15 protein-coding genes are annotated in these 14,577 nt (G+C 58.7%); 9 read left to right on the forward strand and 6 right to left on the reverse strand.

Going from position 1 to position 14,577, the window contains the following annotated elements; translation table 11 throughout:
* Positions 1–224: 224 nt before the first annotated feature.
* From H8B14_RS05960 to H8B14_RS05980, 5 genes are all read left to right on the forward strand, one after another.
* Positions 225–1,493: a putative DNA modification/repair radical SAM protein gene (locus tag H8B14_RS05960; RefSeq protein ID WP_187314710.1), complete on the forward strand. Its 1,269-nt coding sequence runs from the start codon at positions 225–227 to the stop codon at positions 1,491–1,493.
* Between the two features lie 83 nt (positions 1,494–1,576).
* Positions 1,577–1,750, forward strand: coding sequence for a hypothetical protein (locus tag H8B14_RS05965; protein ID WP_187314711.1), 174 nt, complete (start codon positions 1,577–1,579; stop codon positions 1,748–1,750).
* 157 nt (positions 1,751–1,907) lie between these two features.
* Positions 1,908–2,861, forward strand: coding sequence for a TIGR03915 family putative DNA repair protein (locus H8B14_RS05970; RefSeq protein WP_187314712.1), 954 nt, complete (start codon positions 1,908–1,910; stop codon positions 2,859–2,861).
* A 56-nt stretch (positions 2,862–2,917) separates the two neighbouring features.
* Positions 2,918–3,769, forward strand: a complete 852-nt coding sequence (rfbD, locus tag H8B14_RS05975; protein ID WP_187314713.1) for a dTDP-4-dehydrorhamnose reductase — start codon at positions 2,918–2,920, stop codon at positions 3,767–3,769.
* A gap of 199 nt (positions 3,770–3,968) precedes the next feature.
* Positions 3,969–4,430 (forward strand): hypothetical protein, encoded by a 462-nt coding sequence (locus H8B14_RS05980; RefSeq protein ID WP_187314714.1) that lies wholly within the window; start codon positions 3,969–3,971, stop codon positions 4,428–4,430.
* Here the strand turns inward: H8B14_RS05980 and H8B14_RS05985 are convergent.
* Together H8B14_RS05985 and H8B14_RS05990 are read right to left on the reverse strand one after the other, a co-directional pair.
* Positions 4,420–5,628 carry an MFS transporter gene (locus tag H8B14_RS05985; RefSeq protein WP_261989920.1) on the reverse strand — a complete coding sequence of 403 codons (1,209 nt, stop codon included), beginning with the start codon at positions 5,626–5,628 and terminating at the stop codon, positions 4,420–4,422. The two genes, H8B14_RS05980 and H8B14_RS05985, sit on opposite strands and share 11 nt — an antisense overlap.
* A gap of 153 nt (positions 5,629–5,781) precedes the next feature.
* Positions 5,782–6,705 (reverse strand): AraC family transcriptional regulator, encoded by a 924-nt coding sequence (locus H8B14_RS05990; protein WP_187314715.1) that lies wholly within the window; start codon positions 6,703–6,705, stop codon positions 5,782–5,784.
* Positions 6,706–6,994: 289 nt separating this feature from the next.
* On the opposite strand from H8B14_RS05990, the gene H8B14_RS05995 reads away from it, so the two are divergent.
* From H8B14_RS05995 to H8B14_RS06005, 3 genes are all read left to right on the forward strand, one after another.
* A complete protein-coding gene (locus H8B14_RS05995; RefSeq protein WP_187314716.1) occupies positions 6,995–8,524 on the forward strand; it encodes an aldehyde dehydrogenase family protein in 1,530 nt (509 codons plus the stop codon).
* 184 nt (positions 8,525–8,708) lie between these two features.
* Positions 8,709–9,065 (forward strand): hypothetical protein, encoded by a 357-nt coding sequence (locus H8B14_RS06000; protein WP_187314717.1) that lies wholly within the window; start codon positions 8,709–8,711, stop codon positions 9,063–9,065.
* 54 nt (positions 9,066–9,119) lie between these two features.
* Positions 9,120–9,530, forward strand: a complete 411-nt coding sequence (locus H8B14_RS06005) for a DUF779 domain-containing protein (RefSeq protein ID WP_187314718.1) — start codon at positions 9,120–9,122, stop codon at positions 9,528–9,530.
* A 257-nt stretch (positions 9,531–9,787) separates the two neighbouring features.
* On the opposite strand, the gene H8B14_RS06010 is transcribed toward H8B14_RS06005, so the two are convergent.
* From H8B14_RS06010 to H8B14_RS06020, 3 genes are all read right to left on the reverse strand, one after another.
* Positions 9,788–11,830, reverse strand: a complete 2,043-nt coding sequence (locus tag H8B14_RS06010) for a S9 family peptidase (RefSeq protein WP_187314719.1) — start codon at positions 11,828–11,830, stop codon at positions 9,788–9,790.
* Between the two features lie 168 nt (positions 11,831–11,998).
* A complete protein-coding gene (locus H8B14_RS06015) occupies positions 11,999–12,463 on the reverse strand; it encodes a DUF4440 domain-containing protein (protein WP_187314720.1) in 465 nt (154 codons plus the stop codon).
* 120 nt (positions 12,464–12,583) lie between these two features.
* On the reverse strand, positions 12,584–13,111 hold the full coding sequence (locus H8B14_RS06020) for a glycine zipper 2TM domain-containing protein (protein WP_187314721.1): 528 nt from the start codon (positions 13,109–13,111) through the stop codon (positions 12,584–12,586).
* 252 nt (positions 13,112–13,363) lie between these two features.
* On the opposite strand from H8B14_RS06020, the gene H8B14_RS06025 reads away from it, so the two are divergent.
* Positions 13,364–13,606: a hypothetical protein gene (locus H8B14_RS06025; protein ID WP_187314722.1), complete on the forward strand. Its 243-nt coding sequence runs from the start codon at positions 13,364–13,366 to the stop codon at positions 13,604–13,606.
* A 19-nt stretch (positions 13,607–13,625) separates the two neighbouring features.
* Here H8B14_RS06025 and H8B14_RS06030 read toward each other — a convergent pair whose 3' ends face one another.
* A complete protein-coding gene (locus H8B14_RS06030) occupies positions 13,626–14,501 on the reverse strand; it encodes an alpha/beta hydrolase (RefSeq protein ID WP_261989921.1) in 876 nt (291 codons plus the stop codon).
* Between the last annotated feature and the right edge of the window lie 76 nt (positions 14,502–14,577).

A 14,577-nucleotide genomic window follows, 5' to 3' on the forward strand; every position in this document is an offset into this window, starting at 1 on the left:
AAGTAAGGCGCAAAACCACCTTTCCGCAAGGTACGGAGCCCGCAAAGTAGTTGTGTTGCCGGCCCTGCGCCGGACGTGGCGCAGGCAGTTGTTCTTAACGGCAAAGCACGGCATAGCTCGGCTGTAAATACTTCATATTACCGGAACATTTCCAATGAATTTAGTCTTTTGTATAGTGCGTATGTGCGCGCAAGATTCTATTTTTAAGCCTCGAAACTGCCCAGATGAACGAACAGCGCATTCAGGAAAAGCTAAGCATATTGGCAGACGCCGCGAAGTATGATGTATCGTGCTCCAGCAGCGGCGGCAAGCGCAAAAACGTGGACAAAGGCCTAGGCAATGCCGAAGGCATGGGCATCTGCCACAGCTACACCGAAGACGGCCGCTGCGTGAGCTTGCTGAAGATTCTGCTCACCAACCACTGCATCTTCGACTGTGCCTACTGCGTGTCGAGAAAGAGCAACAACGTGAAGCGCGCTGCCTTCACTGTGGACGAAGTCGTGGACCTGACCATGAACTTCTACCGCCGCAACTACATCGAGGGTCTGTTCCTGAGCAGCGGCATCTTCTCCTCGCCCGACTACACCATGGAGCGCCTCGTGCGCATCATCAAAAAGCTGCGCACCGAGCACAAATTCAACGGCTACATCCACGTGAAAGCCATTCCGGGCGCCTCGGAAGAGCTGATACAGGAAGCCGGTCTGTATGCCGACCGCCTGAGCGTGAACATCGAGCTGCCTTCTGAAATGGCCTTGCAGAACCTAGCGCCCGAGAAAAACTACGCCGAGATTCTGACCCCGATGGCTCAGATTCGGGACGGCATCACCCAGAACAAAGAGGAAAAGGCGCTTTTCAAGAAAGTACCGCAGTTTGCTACGGCCGGCCAAAGCACGCAGCTCATCGTGGGCGCTTCTGAGGAAAACGACCTGCAGATCATCAACCTGAGTGATTCGCTCTATAAAGGCTACGGCCTGAAGCGCGTGTACTACTCCGGCTACATTCCCGTCACCGACGACGCCCGCCTGCCGCAGGTAACGCAGCCGCCCCTCATCCGGGAGCACCGCCTCTACCAGAGTGACTGGCTGATGCGCTTCTACGGCTTCCAGGCCGACGAAATCCTGGACCCGGCGCACCCGTTCCTCGACTTGGAAGTGGACCCCAAGCTGGCCTGGGCGCTGCGTAACCGCCACGTATTTCCGGTGGATATCAATACTGCCGACTTCGAGATGATTCTGCGCATTCCCGGTGTGGGCGCGCGCTCGGCCAAGCGCATTGTGGCCGCCCGCCGCTTCGGACCACTCAGCCTCGACCACCTGCACAAGTTTGGCGTGGTGCTCAAGCGCGCCAAGTTCTTCCTCACCTGCCGCGGCCAGGCCCTTTCCACCCGCGACTACGACGAGCAGACCATCCGCCGCCAGATTCTGTTTGGGGCCGGCTCGGTTCGCTCGGCCCTCGTCACCCAACAACTCGATTTGTTCGCCCAAGCCTCCTAAATGAGTTGTCGGTTGCTAGTTGCTGGTTGTCAGTCAACCTACTTACTGACAACTAGCAACCGACAACTAAAACCCTAAATCCCATGACCATCTCTCATCGCGCCGCCGACGCGCCGGCCGCTGCCACCGCCCATTCCGTAAAAGTGGCCCGCATTGCCTGCTGCTGCAAGCTCTCCGACCTGCTGCCGCTGGTGCAGCAGCTGCACCAACGCACGGCTCGCCCGGTAGATAAGTCCCGGCAGTCGGAGGCCGCGTAGGGCAGTAGAGCGGAGTGGCACTCCGTTCTGCCGCACACTGGTCAGCTCCACGGAGGCAGCTTTATGCATATAGGGCCTGTTCCTGGCTTGGCGCTACGTGCCAGAACGGAGTGCCACTCCGATTAAACTCTACCAACTCTTTTCCAGATTTCCGTTGATGAGCCGTTCCCTTGCGCCTGTTCCTCACGCCAACCGCACGGCTGCCGCTGCTACCGGCGCTAAGGCGTCTCGCCCCGGTGCGCCCCAGCTTAGCAATCCGCCACTGAATTATGCGTATGATGGCTCGTTTGAGGGCTTGCTGACTGTAATCTTTCAGGTTTATGACCGCAAGGCGGCGCCTAATTCCATTCAGCCGGTGGGGGCGGTGCAGGGTGGCCTGTTCGTGCTGCCCGTAGAAGTTGACACCGACGAAACGGCTGCCGCCCGCGTCTGGGACGGCCTGCTGCGCTACATGGATAAAGATGCGCGCACCCGGCTATTTCACGTGTTTCTGAGTGAGCAGCCCGACCGGGAAATGCTGGTCTTCCGCTACGCCGACCTGGCCATGCGCGCCGGCCGCGACATCTCCGAAAATTATTCCGACGACAACGTGCGCCGCGTGCAGCGCCTGGCCCAGCAGATGTACCGCGAAAAGCACCGCATGGAGGCTTTCGTGCGCTTCGAGAAAACCCAGGATGGCCTGTTTCACGCCACCATTGACCCCGATTTCGACGTGCTGCCGCTTATCGCGCCGCACTTTACCAAGCGCTACGCCGACCAGCGCTGGCTGATATTCGATAAGCGCCGCCGCTACGGCCTCTACTACGACCTCACCCGCACCGACGTGGTGGAATTTGAAAGCGCCGCGCCGCAGCGCACTACCAGCGTATCGGCCACAGTGCTGGATGAGCGGGAGCCGCTGTTCAAGCTGCTCTGGCAGTCGTACTTCGACCATGTGAACATCCCGGAGCGCAAGAATATGAAGCTGCACCGCCGCCACATGCCGCTACGCTACTGGCGCTACCTCAGCGAAAAGCAGCCGCGCGAGCAGCCTTTCCGGCCCATCCAGAACAAGCGCCCGGTGCAGCCCGGCGGCCCGGCGCTGGGTGCGGCCCCTGCAGAAAGCGAATAGGAGGGCGGCCGGAAACACGTAATTTGCGGCCTCATTCTGCTCCTCGTCGTTATTATATGTCTAGTACTCTCGTCTTCGGTGGCGCCGGCCAACTCGGCCAATGCCTGCAGCACGTTGCCCAGGAACGCAATCTGTCCGGCCTCGTTTTCCTGCCAGAGGAGCAGGCCAACATCCTTAACACCGAAACGCTGCAAGCTGTTTTCGCGGAGCACCGGCCCGCCTACGTCATCAATTGTGCTGCGTACACAGCCGTAGACAAGGCCGAAGACGAAGTAGACTTAGCCCGCAAAGTAAACCGTGACGGTGCCGAGAACCTGGCTCGCCTCTGTGGCGAGTTCGGCACCACGCTGCTGCACATCAGCACCGATTTCGTGTTTGCCGGCACCGGCAACCAACCCCTCCAGGAAACCGACGAAACCGCGCCCATCAGCGTATACGGCCTCACCAAGCTGGAAGGCGAGCAGGTGATTCCGCAGCACACCGAGCGGTATTTCATCCTGCGCACCAGCTGGCTTTACTCCGAGTACGCCAACAACTTTGTGAAAACCATGCTCCGCTTCGGCAAGGAGCGGGATGAAATGCGCGTCATTTGGGACCAGCTGGGCACGCCTACTTACGCTATTGATCTGGCCGGCGTGCTGTTGCACATCATTGAAACCGGCAGCACCGCCTATGGCCTCTACCACTACAGCAACGAGGGTGTCACGTCGTGGTACGACTTTGCGGTGGCCATCTTCGAGCTGGGCGGTCTGCCTACCCGCACCGTGCCCATCCGCACCGCCGAGTATCCCACCAAAGCCACCCGCCCCGCCTTCTCCGTGATGGACAAAACCAAAGTGAAAACCGCGCTGGGCGTGACCATTCCGCATTGGCGCGGGAGTCTGCAGGTGTGTATGGGGCGGCTGTAGCGGCATAACTCTTGGAAGTGTAGCGGGTATGCCAGAGGTATATAATGGCCGCAGGATTATCTGGGAAAGCAAGGCCAAACAACTCCGGGTTATCGGCGTCTGCTTTCTGTTCGTGGCCGCTGCAATCTGGACGAAAGGAACCTACACTTCCTTCGGCTTCTGGTTTTGCATAGCCTTTTTTGGCGGGGGTGGGGGGTTCATGCTCTATCAACTACTCTCCCCCAGCAATCTGTTTGTGGCCCCGAGCAGCAAGTTGGGGCGTGAGATTCGCGAGGCACTTGATGCAGAAGCAATGGAGCAGATTCAGTTCTTTGAGGGCGGCTTTTCGCTGCTGGAAAACCCGGATATGCTGCCGCAGGAGTATAACTGGCAAGAACTGGAGGCTGCCTTTGGCTACAAAACAGACTGCTACACCACTGACGAAATCTACCTCGACCTATTCTGGACGGATGCGGCGTGCCTGACGCTTTCCGAATCGACGCCGCATTGGCTCATCATTCTGGCTGAGCTGCACAAGCATGTGCCCACGGTGCCCGCGAGCTGGTACGCCGACATTATGGTTCCGGTATTCGAAACCACGCTTAAGCTGTTGTTTGATAAGCAGGGCCGAAGTCAGACGGAAGCAGAACGGGCGTATTACGGCGAATCCGCTAAGCCGTAGCGCCCCGCCCGTAAAACCGATTCGCCAAGTACGCCACCGCGCCGAATGTCAATCCCACGCTGCACACACCGGGCCACTGGAAATGGTCCCAGGCGAGGCCGCCCAGGAAGGAGCCAGCGGAGGCGCCGATGAAGCAGCCGGTCATGTAGACGGTGTTGAGGCGGCTGCGGGCTTCGGGTAGCAGCATGAAGATGCGGGTCTGGTTGGAAATGTGCGTCATCTGCTGGCCCACATCCAGGATGACGACGGCCACCACCAGCCCCACCAGATAGGTCCCGCCGAATCCCAGCAGCAGATACGCTCCCAGAAACAGGAGAATTCCGAGGTTGAGTGCATAGTCTGGCCCCTTGGTGTCGGCTGATTTGCCGGCAAAGGATGCTGCCAGCGCGCCGCTGGCCCCGATGAGGCCGAACAGGCCGGCAACGTCGCTGTGGTAGTGGTAAACGTCGCTTTCCAGAAAGAACACCAGCGCCGTCCAGAAGGCGCTGAAGCCGCCGAACATGCAGGCGCCCACCAGTGCCGAGCGGCGCAGTACCGGCAGCGTGCCAGCCAGCGTGCCCAAAGAGCGGAGCAAACTGCCATAGCTGCCCTGAAACGTGGGTTGGTTGCGCGGCAGCATGCGGGCCAGAATGCCCGTGAGCAGCACCATAATGGCCGCGCCCGTCCAGAACATAGTGCGCCACCCGAAGTGCAGGCCTACATAGCCGCTAATGGTGCGCGACACCAGAATCCCGATCAGTAAACCACTCATCACCCGGCCTACCACCCGGCCCCGGTCGGCGTCGGAAGCCAGGGAGGCAGCCATCGGAATCAGTAGCTGCGGCACAGCCGAAAACAGCCCGATCAGCAAGCTGGCAGCTACCAGCGTGCCGAAGGTAGGCGCATACGCCGCGGCGGCCAGGCACACGGCCGCGCACAGCAGCAACCCCAGTATCAGCTGTTTCCGTTCGCGCTTGTCGCCGAGCGGCACCACAAACAGCAGCCCCAGCGTGTAGCCCACCTGCGTGACAGTAGCCACCAGACTCACCTGGCTTTCGCGCAACCCAAACGTGCGCCCGATTTCGGCCAGCAGCGGTTGGTTATAATAGATATTGGCGACCACCAGGCCGCAGGTAACGGCCATCAGCCAGACCAGGCCCGGGGCCAGCGGCGTAGGAGCCGGCGCAATTACGGCGCCCGCCTGCACAGATTCTCTCATGAAAAGCAAAGCGCCACGGCAGGCAGCCGTGGCGTAGATGAATGCAGAGAACTGCGAAACAGGGCAGAAGGTTGTGGTATAAGTGGTGCTAAAGCTAGCGCCCCTCCTTTCCAAGGAGGGGCGCTAGCTTTAGTTATAATTAAGTGATGACACCTATGCCGCGCACTGACGCTTATACACGCCGGGCGTGATGCCCTCGTACTGTTTGAACAGCTTCTGGAAGTAGGCTGTGTTGTTGAAGCCAGCCCGAAAGCATACGTCGGCGACCGAGGAAAGCGGGTTGCGCAGCAGGCGCTTGGCTTCGGAAAGGCGCTCCTGAATGATAAACTCCACGGGCGTGAGGCCCAGCTCGCGCTTGAATACGCGGAAAAACGTGGCCTTGCTCATACAGGCCAGCTCCGAGAGCTTTTCCACCGTAATCTGCTCGGTGAGGTGCTGCTTGATGTACTGCACCACCGCCGCAAAGCGGTGCGAGGTGGCGTGCTGCTGGTAGTTGTGGAACAGCAGCTGCCGGGCCTGGGTCTGCATCAGGCGTACCAGCATCTCCTGGATTGTGAAGTTGGCCAGCACGTCCTTCACTCGGCCGGTGTCACGGGACAGCTGCACGAGGCGCTCCAGGGTGCCGGTCAGCTCAGGCGTATTGTGAAAATGGGCGTGTTCGGTGGTATCGAGCTGCCAGGGCAGGTGGGCTTCGGCGCGAGGCTGCTCCTCGTTCAGCAAATCCACCGTCTGGCGGATGGTTTCGATGGGAATAGCCACGGCCAGGCACTGCGTAGGGTTGTGTTCGTCAGCCTCTGGAAAGTCAATCACCATCGTTTCATTCTCGCCCACAATCACCGATTCGCCGGGCAGGTACTCGAAGGCCGGCCGGCCCGCCAGGTGCATTACCTTTTTGCCCTGCAGCATGGTGGTCAGCACCACGTGGCCCATGCTCAGCGGCACCTGATGCGCGGTGCGGTGCGTCTCAAACACGTTGAGCTCGAAGGCCTCCAGCGAGTACACCGTCCGGTTTTCCACCAGCGTGGTGAGCTGCTCGGGCTGGCGCAGCGCAATGGGGGCAGGCAGGTGGTTCAGCATAGCAACGAGTAGGTAGAACGAACGATGAACAGGCCTGAAGCTGCTAAAAGCCACCATCCAGACAAACCAGCAACAGCTAAAGCTAATGACAGTTTGGAAAGAAAGCAATGGTGCTGAAGCCCGACCGGTAGCAGACTAACCCGACTGCCTGGCATAGAGTTGCATAAGTGGTGAGTGAGTACTTACAAGGTTGCGATAATAGGTGGTTTTTCTGCGAGAATACTGCAATGGTTCCAGTGTGCGGAGAAGCTAGCTTGGCTTATCAATTTACCTCACCAAACTCTCGCCAATGGAAACCCTGGAAAGAACCACCACACTTGTTGAGCGCCCCAAATTCAAGTCGCACTACGACAACTTTATTGGCGGTAAGTGGGTCGCGCCGGTAAAGGGCCAGTACTTCGATAATCCTTCCCCAATTGATGGCAAGGCCTTCTGCAAAGTAGCCCGCAGTACCAAAGAAGATATTGAGCTGGCCCTGGATGCGGCGCACGAGGCGTTCAAAACCTGGGGTAAGGCATCGGCCACCACGCGCAGCAACGTGCTGCTCAAGATTGCCGACATCATGGAAGCCAATCTGGCCCACCTGGCCGCCGTCGAGACTGTAGAAAACGGCAAGGCCATCCGCGAAACCATGGCCGCCGACCTGCCGCTGGCCATCGACCATTTCCGCTATTTTGCCGGCGTCATCCGGGCCGAGGAAGGCTCGGCCACGGAACTGAATGAAACCACGCTGTCCTTGGTGATTCAGGAGCCGCTGGGTGTGGTAGGGCAGATTATTCCCTGGAACTTCCCGCTGCTGATGGCCACCTGGAAGCTTGCCCCGGCGCTGGCCGCCGGCTGCTGCGTGGTAGTAAAACCCGCCGAGCAGACGCCTGCTTCCATTATGGTGCTGATGGAGTTGATTCAGGATGTGGTACCCGCCGGCGTTATCAACGTCGTGAACGGCTTTGGGCTGGAAGCCGGCAAGCCGCTGGCCAGCAACAAGCGTGTGCAGAAGGTGGCCTTCACCGGCGAAACCACCACCGGCCGCCTGATTCTGCAGTACGCCGCCGAAAACATCATCCCTGTAACCATGGAGCTGGGCGGCAAGTCGCCGAATATCTTCTGCAAATCGGTGATGGATGCCGACGACGATTTCCTGGATAAGTGCCTGGAGGGAGCCGCTATGTTTGCCCTGAACCAAGGCGAAATCTGCACCTGCCCGTCGCGCCTGCTTGTTCACGAGGACATCTACGACGAGTTTATGCCGCGTTTGATTGAGCGCGTGAAAGCCATCAAGCTCGGCCACCCGCTCGACCCCGAAACCATGATGGGCGCGCAGGCCAGCAACGACCAGTACGAGAAAATCCTGAGCTACCTGGAAATTGGCAAGGCCGAAGGTGCGGAGGTGCTGACCGGTGGCGAGGCCCACACCAGCCACGAGTACGACGAGCTGACTGACGGCTATTACATCCAGCCGACCATCTTCCGCGGCCACAATAAAATGCGGATTTTCCAGGAGGAAATCTTCGGCCCGGTGCTGTCCGTGACAACGTTCAAAGACAACGACGAGGCTATTGAACTGGCCAACGACACGCTCTACGGCCTCGGCGCCGGCCTCTGGAGCCGCGACGCACACGAGCTGTACACAATGCCGCGCGCCATTCAGGCTGGCCGCGTATGGGTGAACTGCTACCACGACTACCCCGCCGGCGCGCCGTTCGGTGGCTACAAGGCCTCGGGCTTCGGCCGCGAAAACCACAAGATGATGCTGGCCCACTATCGGCAGACCAAAAACATGCTGATTTCCTACAGCCAGCAGAAACTGGGCTTCTTTTAAGCCGATTCACCTTGCGTAAATGAGATGGTGAGTTGCTGTTAAGCAAGCCTGGCCAAGGCTGGCAAATCAGCAGCTCACCATTTGCGTAGATGGTTAGCAGTGGCGGTTGCAACGCTTTGCGGCACGTTTGTGTCTTCCTGTTAGTACCCCTCAGAACTATACGCGCCGCCAACCTATGTTACTTATGAAGGCACCCTTGTTTGCTCTGCTACTTTCGGTGGCTGCGGCCCCGGCTGCCTCGGCCCAGAAACTGCCGGTGCCGGGCCAGAAGAACCCGGACTGGACTCTGCTGAAAACAGAAGGTCTTTACCAAGATGAGGTGGTTGAGTCCACGCAGCCGATGCCGGTGCCCATGCCCAACATTGATGCCCGTGGCGGCGTGAAGGACAGCAGCGGCCAGTGGGTTATCTACTACGATCCGCTCCATAACGTGCGCTACAACATGACCGACCTAAAAAAAGGGCGGTTGCGGGCCCAGGATTTGCGCACCGGCACGGTGTACACGTACGCGCCTAGAAAGCCATCTGGTTCCACTCGTTGAAGCCGTCATTTCTCGTCTTGCCCCGGCTGCTTTGCAACTGATTCTGTCCGCCTTATGTCTGCTTCCGAACCTACTCCCCGCGTCCTCGTTACGCCCGCTGCCGAAGCCACTATTGATTTATTGCGCGACGAAAACGGCCCGCTGATGTTCCATCAAAGCGGCGGTTGCTGCGACGGTTCCTCGCCAATGTGCTTTGCCAAGGGCGAGTTCCGAATTGGCGGCAACGACGTGTGGCTGGGCCAGATCCACGGCTGCGACTTTTTCATGAGCACCAGCCAGTTCGAATACTGGCAGCACACCCAGCTTACAGTAGATGTTACAAAAGGCCGCGGAGCCAGCTTCTCATTGGAAATTCCGCTCGGCGTCCGGTTCCTGATTCGCTCCCGGCTGTTCACTGAAGATGAGTCGAGGAATATGGCGCCGGTGCTGCAAGGCGAGGAATACCTGGAAAGCCAGCAGGCGTAGTTGCATAGTATAACATTAGCATCGTCAGAACCGCATCTGTCCTGCTGAGCTTGCCGAAGCATCTCTACCGCCTCGTTGTGATAGTAAATTAAGTGCCCTCAGGAGAGGTGCCTCGGCAAGCTCAGCAGGACGTTCTGTTTCCAAGTGACGTCAGCACGCGAGTTTCCTCGGCAAGCTCGGAATGACGTCCTAGAAACAATAAGGCAAACAGGCTCCTGCCACTGCGGCAGGAGCCTGTTTGCCTTATTGTTTCTGGCCTACTTCACTGCTGCTTTGCTGGCCAGCGTTACTGTTTTGGGGTCCACGGTGATTTCCTGGAGGCGTTTGGCTACGGCTGGCGGCATGCTTTCCTGATAGCGGCCCTTCAGGTGCTCGGCCAGGAATTTTTCGGCCGCCGCCAGCATGGCCAGGTTGTTCACGGGGCGGGCAAAGCCGTGGCCTTCATCGGGGGCGAGCAGGTACTGCACAGGGTAGTTCCGGTCGCGCAGGGCCACTACAATCTGGTCGGCTTCGGCTTTGTTGACGCGTGGGTCGTTGGCGCCCTGCACCACCATGAGCGGGGTTTTAATTTTGTCGGCCAAAGTCAGCGGCGACATACGGGCCAGCTCGGCGCGGCCGGCCTCGGTGCCGGGGTCGGCCATGCGGGCGTACATCTGCTTGCGGCCGGCTTCCCAATAGGGCGGAATGGCACCCAGCAGCGTACTCAGGTTGGAAGGCGCTACAATGGCCACACCCGCGGCGTACAGATCAGGCGTAAACGTGACGCCGGCCAGCGTAGCATAGCCACCATACGAGCCGCCCATAATACCTACTCGTTTCGGGTCGGCAATGCCTTGGGTAATCAGGTATTTCACGCCCCAGGTGAGGTCGTCCTGCATTTTGCGGCCCCACTCGCCGTTGCCGGCTTCCAGAAATTTTTTGCCGAAACCCGTGCTGGCCCGGAAGTTAGGCGAAAGCACTGCGTAGCCACGGTTGGCCAGAAACTGATGGTAAGCGTTGAAACCGTACACGTCGCGGGCCCAGGGGCCACCGTGAGGGAAAATAACAACCGGCAGGTTCTTGGCTGCCATGCCCTTGGGCAACGTCAGGTAAGCCGAGATTTCCAGCCCATCCGATGACTTGTAGCGCACCACTTTCATATCGGCCAGGTCAGCTGATTTGAGTTGGGGGCGGGTTTCGTATTGCTTGGTGAGCTGCTTGGTTTGGCGGTCATAGAGATACACCACGGCCGGCTGGGTGGCCGAGCTGGCCGAGAGCAGCCACAGCCGCTCATCGGTGGTGTTCGAGGTGGGCCGTACATCAAGGCTCGGCAGCTGGGCGCTGGCTTTCTGGAAGTCGGCCTCAAACGCCTTGTCTTTCCACACACGGCGCATCCGGTCGTCCTCGAAGCTCACAAATACCGGCTCGTGGGTTTTCTCCGACAGCACCAGCCCGCCTACATCCACACGTTTCTGTGGGTCGGCCTGGTATACTTCCTCTTTTCCGGTAGCAGGGTCCAGCAGCACAATTTCGGCCAGGTTGCGGCCCTGGCCCTGGTTGGTGGCAACGTACACGCGGCGGTTGTCTTTGGCAAAGCCTACCACGCTGCTTTGCTCGTCAATAGAGGTTTTGTAGAATGGCGTCATCTTCTCACCTTCCACGCGCAGCCACTCGGTGCTGCCGTCGGGGTTGGAGCGGGAAGCCAGTCGGAGCTGGTCGTTCCAGTCAAACACCCAGGCCCCGAGCCGGTCAGTATTCTGGCGCACCAGGGTTTTTTCACCGGTGGTCAGGTTGAGCTTGTAGAGGTCATGCCAGGCTTTGTCCCGGTCATTGAGGCCGATGTAGAGCGTGTTGGGGTCGGAGAGGGGCGCATTGATGATCTGCACCCGCACGCCTTTCAGGCCGGTCAGGTCGCGGGCGGCGGGCACGGGCTGGCCGGCGGCGGGCGCCTCGGCCGGGTTCACGGCGTAGATGTTGAAGTTCTCGTCGCCGCCTTTGTCTTGGCTGTATAGCAGGTATTTGCCGTCGCGGCTCCAGAAGTAGGCACGCACCGGCCGGGCCTGATCATTGGTCATTACACGGGCCTTATCGAAAGGCTCCTTCAGCCCTTTCACCCACAGGTTACGGGTGCCATTGTAGGGCTTGATAAACGACAGGAATCTGCCATCCGGGGAAAGCTGAGCACCGGAAATTTCGGGGTCGCCGAATAGCAGGTCCCGGTCAATCAGAGCTGGCTGGGAGTTGGCCTTGGTGGTTTGGGCCGTGGCGGGTGGGGCAGCCAGGGCCAGCAACAAGCTAACGCATAAGAGCAAACGTTTCATAGAGCGAGTAGAGAAATGTGAATACCGTATAAACGTAATAAAAAATATTAAATTAATTATATAAGATGTAGCATTTGTTAGATTGATAAGTCAACAAATCCAACGGCGTTACATACAAAAGCCCGCTAGGCAGCTATGCATAGCGGGCTTTTGCAAAAAAGAGCGTTCCTAGTTGGCCACCTTCACGGGCAGGCCTTCGAGCTGCACATAGCTGAGCTTCCAGGCGTTTTTGGCGTTCTTTTTCCAAAGCAGAATAAAGTTGCCTTCGCCCTCGCCGCGGGGCTGGCCGGGCGTTTCAGGCAAAACTTCCGTGGAAAACGTACCAGCTTCGTACGCCATGGCCGCATCGGAGCCAGTGGAAGTGGCATAGAGCTTAAGGTCAGAAATTGTGCCCATGGTAGCGCGCACCCACTTATCGGCTACTTCCGACTTGCCGTTGAAACGCGTGGACCCTTGTGCGTACTGAATGTCGTCGGCCAGCAACGAGTCAATTTGCAATGTGTTCTTCGCGTTCCAGGCACCAATAAACTGCTGATTGAGCGTCTGCACGTTCACGGCGGCGGTTTCAGAAGCTGTTTTAGAGCAGGAGGCTAATAGAGCGCCCCCGAGCAGAAGGCCAAAGAAGGGTTTCATGAGAACAGGTTTTGGTAAGAAAACGGAGAGAACAGAGCGGAGATGCAAAGAATGCAGGACGAAGTAACAGAAAACCCAGGTACAATGACCTGGGTTTTCGTTGCAGCAGCCGCAGAAGGACTACCAACTCTTGCGACGTACTTCCGAAGAAGGATAAGCCGCGTTACGGTCGCCGTACGACTCGTTAGGCAAGTAGCCGGTGCTAGACGCAAAAGCCGAAGGGCTCGAAGCAGCAGGTGCCAAACTGTTCATCATGGAAGGCGTGCCAGCTGCAGCGGCAGTAGCTGCCATAGCGTTGTTGTTGGCGTTAGCCCGAGCAACGGCATTGCCCTTGGCTACACCGGCACGGTAAGCTGCAACACGGCGTGCTTCGGCCCGGCGGGCGGCAGCTACGCGGGCAGCTTCAGCACGGCGCTTGTTGTCGGCGTTGCGGCCAATGGTGTAACCGATGGCGCCACCGGCTGCACCGCCTACTGCGCCACCTACTACGCGGTTACGCTTGTTGATAAGAGCACCGGCAGCAGCGCCACCCAAGCCACCAATCACCGCGCCTTTAGCGCTGGAACTGATTTTGCGGTCTTGAGCAAAACCGCTGAGGATGGTGGTGAAGAACATCACAAATGCGAGAAGCAAACTGGCCTTTTTCATGACAGGTAGGTTTAAAGTTCGAAGGGCTTGTGACCCGGTTTCGAGAAGAGAATTACAAGCACCATGCCAATACGAACAGAGCCTGCCCCAGGTTCAGGTTACCGGTAGACGGCACTCAACCGGCCTACTACTATTGAGAAGGGCATAAATGCGGGTTCAGCTGACAAGGAAGCAGGTTTTTGCGTAGTAACAGCCATGAAAGAAAAATTACTCTTTCGAGTAGCAAAAAGTTTTTCGCTGCCCGGCCTTGGGATGTTACTTTTACCGGAAACTGCTCCGGAAGCCCTGTTTGGGCTGGCCCTGCACACACACCTGCAACTGGGCTTGCGCTATGCTGGTGGCCACACCGCGGCGTTGGTGGCCAGCGTAGAGGAAATAGCCCGTGCCGGCTCCCTGGAAGTTCGCGCTTTGCTGCTGGCTGAGCCGGGAATAGAACCAGTTCCGGCTGGCACTGAGGTATGGTGGGATGGTACCGAATCCGCCGACGCATGGTAGCGCCGAGAGTTGCCGAGAACTACGGCGTAAGCCAGCCGTTGGCGTCAAGCCAATTCTGCAGCCGTTCAATCCAGTTGTCCTTGGTGGTTTTGTTGTGAAGGCCGAAGCCATGGCCGCCTTTTGGGTAGAGGTGCATTTCCGCGGGTACATTGTGGCGCAGGCAGGCCTCGTAAAAGCGCAGGCTGTTCTGTACGCGCACCGTTTTATCGTCGGCGGCGTGCACCAGGAAGGTGGGCGGTGTTTGAGCAGTTACCTGCTGCTCGTTGGAATACAGCCGAATCTGGTCGGGGGTAGGCGTGGGGCCAAGCAAGCTGCGCCGTGAGCCGGCGTGGGCCAGGCTATCCGCGAAACTGATAACCGGATACAGCAGCATCAGAAAGTCGGGCCGTACCGAAGTGGCATCAGTAACCGCACCTACCGGCTGGGCGAAGTGCGTGCCGGCCGTGGAAGCCAAGTGCCCACCAGCAGAAAAGCCCATCATGCCGACGCGGGCTGGGTTGATGCCGAACTCGGCGGCCCGCTGGCGTACCAGCCGGATGGCCTGTTGCGCGTCCTGCAGCGGCGCAATGGTTTTGTCGGGCTGCGACTGGTCGTTGGGCAGGCGGTATTTGAGCACGAAGGCGGTGATGCCCATTTCGGTGAGCTGCTTGGCTACATCCGAGCCTTCGTTATCCATAGACAGCCGCACGTAGCCGCCGCCGGGGCAGATGATGACGGCCGTACCGTTGGCTTTGTCCTTGGCTGGCCGAAACACCTGCAGCGTCGGCTGCACCACATCAGAAACCCGGATGCCGCCATTGTCCAGCCTGATGGTTTTCTCTTGCAGGTCGCTGGGCGTGGAATTCGGAATGGTATTGGTGTAGATGGAAAACGGGGCGCCTTGCGCGTGCAGCATCAGCGGAAAACAACCCATAGCAACCGTAAGCCAAAACGCTTTCATGCGGCAAAAAATACGTGAAACCAGACCGATG

The organism is Hymenobacter puniceus (genome assembly GCF_014333525.1).
In the GTDB taxonomy this organism is placed as follows: Bacteria; Bacteroidota; Bacteroidia; order Cytophagales; family Hymenobacteraceae; genus Hymenobacter.

Excerpts from the sequence above, each read along its gene's own strand:
- H8B14_RS06000 (WP_187314717.1), top strand. The coding sequence starts at position 8,709 with ATGAAGGCACCCTTGTTTGCTCTGCTACTTTCGGTGGCTGCGGCCCCG.
- H8B14_RS05970 (WP_187314712.1), top strand. The coding sequence starts at position 1,908 with ATGAGCCGTTCCCTTGCGCCTGTTCCTCACGCCAACCGCACGGCTGCC.
- H8B14_RS05960 (WP_187314710.1), top strand. The coding sequence starts at position 225 with ATGAACGAACAGCGCATTCAGGAAAAGCTAAGCATATTGGCAGACGCC.
- H8B14_RS05985 (WP_261989920.1), bottom strand. The coding sequence starts at position 5,628 with ATGAGAGAATCTGTGCAGGCGGGCGCCGTAATTGCGCCGGCTCCTACG.
- H8B14_RS05965 (WP_187314711.1), top strand. The coding sequence starts at position 1,577 with ATGACCATCTCTCATCGCGCCGCCGACGCGCCGGCCGCTGCCACCGCC.
- rfbD (WP_187314713.1), top strand. The coding sequence starts at position 2,918 with ATGTCTAGTACTCTCGTCTTCGGTGGCGCCGGCCAACTCGGCCAATGC.
- H8B14_RS06005 (WP_187314718.1), top strand. The coding sequence starts at position 9,120 with ATGTCTGCTTCCGAACCTACTCCCCGCGTCCTCGTTACGCCCGCTGCC.
- H8B14_RS06010 (WP_187314719.1), bottom strand. The coding sequence starts at position 11,830 with ATGAAACGTTTGCTCTTATGCGTTAGCTTGTTGCTGGCCCTGGCTGCC.
- H8B14_RS06015 (WP_187314720.1), bottom strand. The coding sequence starts at position 12,463 with ATGAAACCCTTCTTTGGCCTTCTGCTCGGGGGCGCTCTATTAGCCTCC.
- H8B14_RS06030 (WP_261989921.1), bottom strand. The coding sequence starts at position 14,501 with ATGCTGCACGCGCAAGGCGCCCCGTTTTCCATCTACACCAATACCATT.
- H8B14_RS05990 (WP_187314715.1), bottom strand. The coding sequence starts at position 6,705 with ATGCTGAACCACCTGCCTGCCCCCATTGCGCTGCGCCAGCCCGAGCAG.
- H8B14_RS06025 (WP_187314722.1), top strand. The coding sequence starts at position 13,364 with ATGTTACTTTTACCGGAAACTGCTCCGGAAGCCCTGTTTGGGCTGGCC.
- H8B14_RS05995 (WP_187314716.1), top strand. The coding sequence starts at position 6,995 with ATGGAAACCCTGGAAAGAACCACCACACTTGTTGAGCGCCCCAAATTC.
- H8B14_RS05980 (WP_187314714.1), top strand. The coding sequence starts at position 3,969 with ATGCTCTATCAACTACTCTCCCCCAGCAATCTGTTTGTGGCCCCGAGC.
- H8B14_RS06020 (WP_187314721.1), bottom strand. The coding sequence starts at position 13,111 with ATGAAAAAGGCCAGTTTGCTTCTCGCATTTGTGATGTTCTTCACCACC.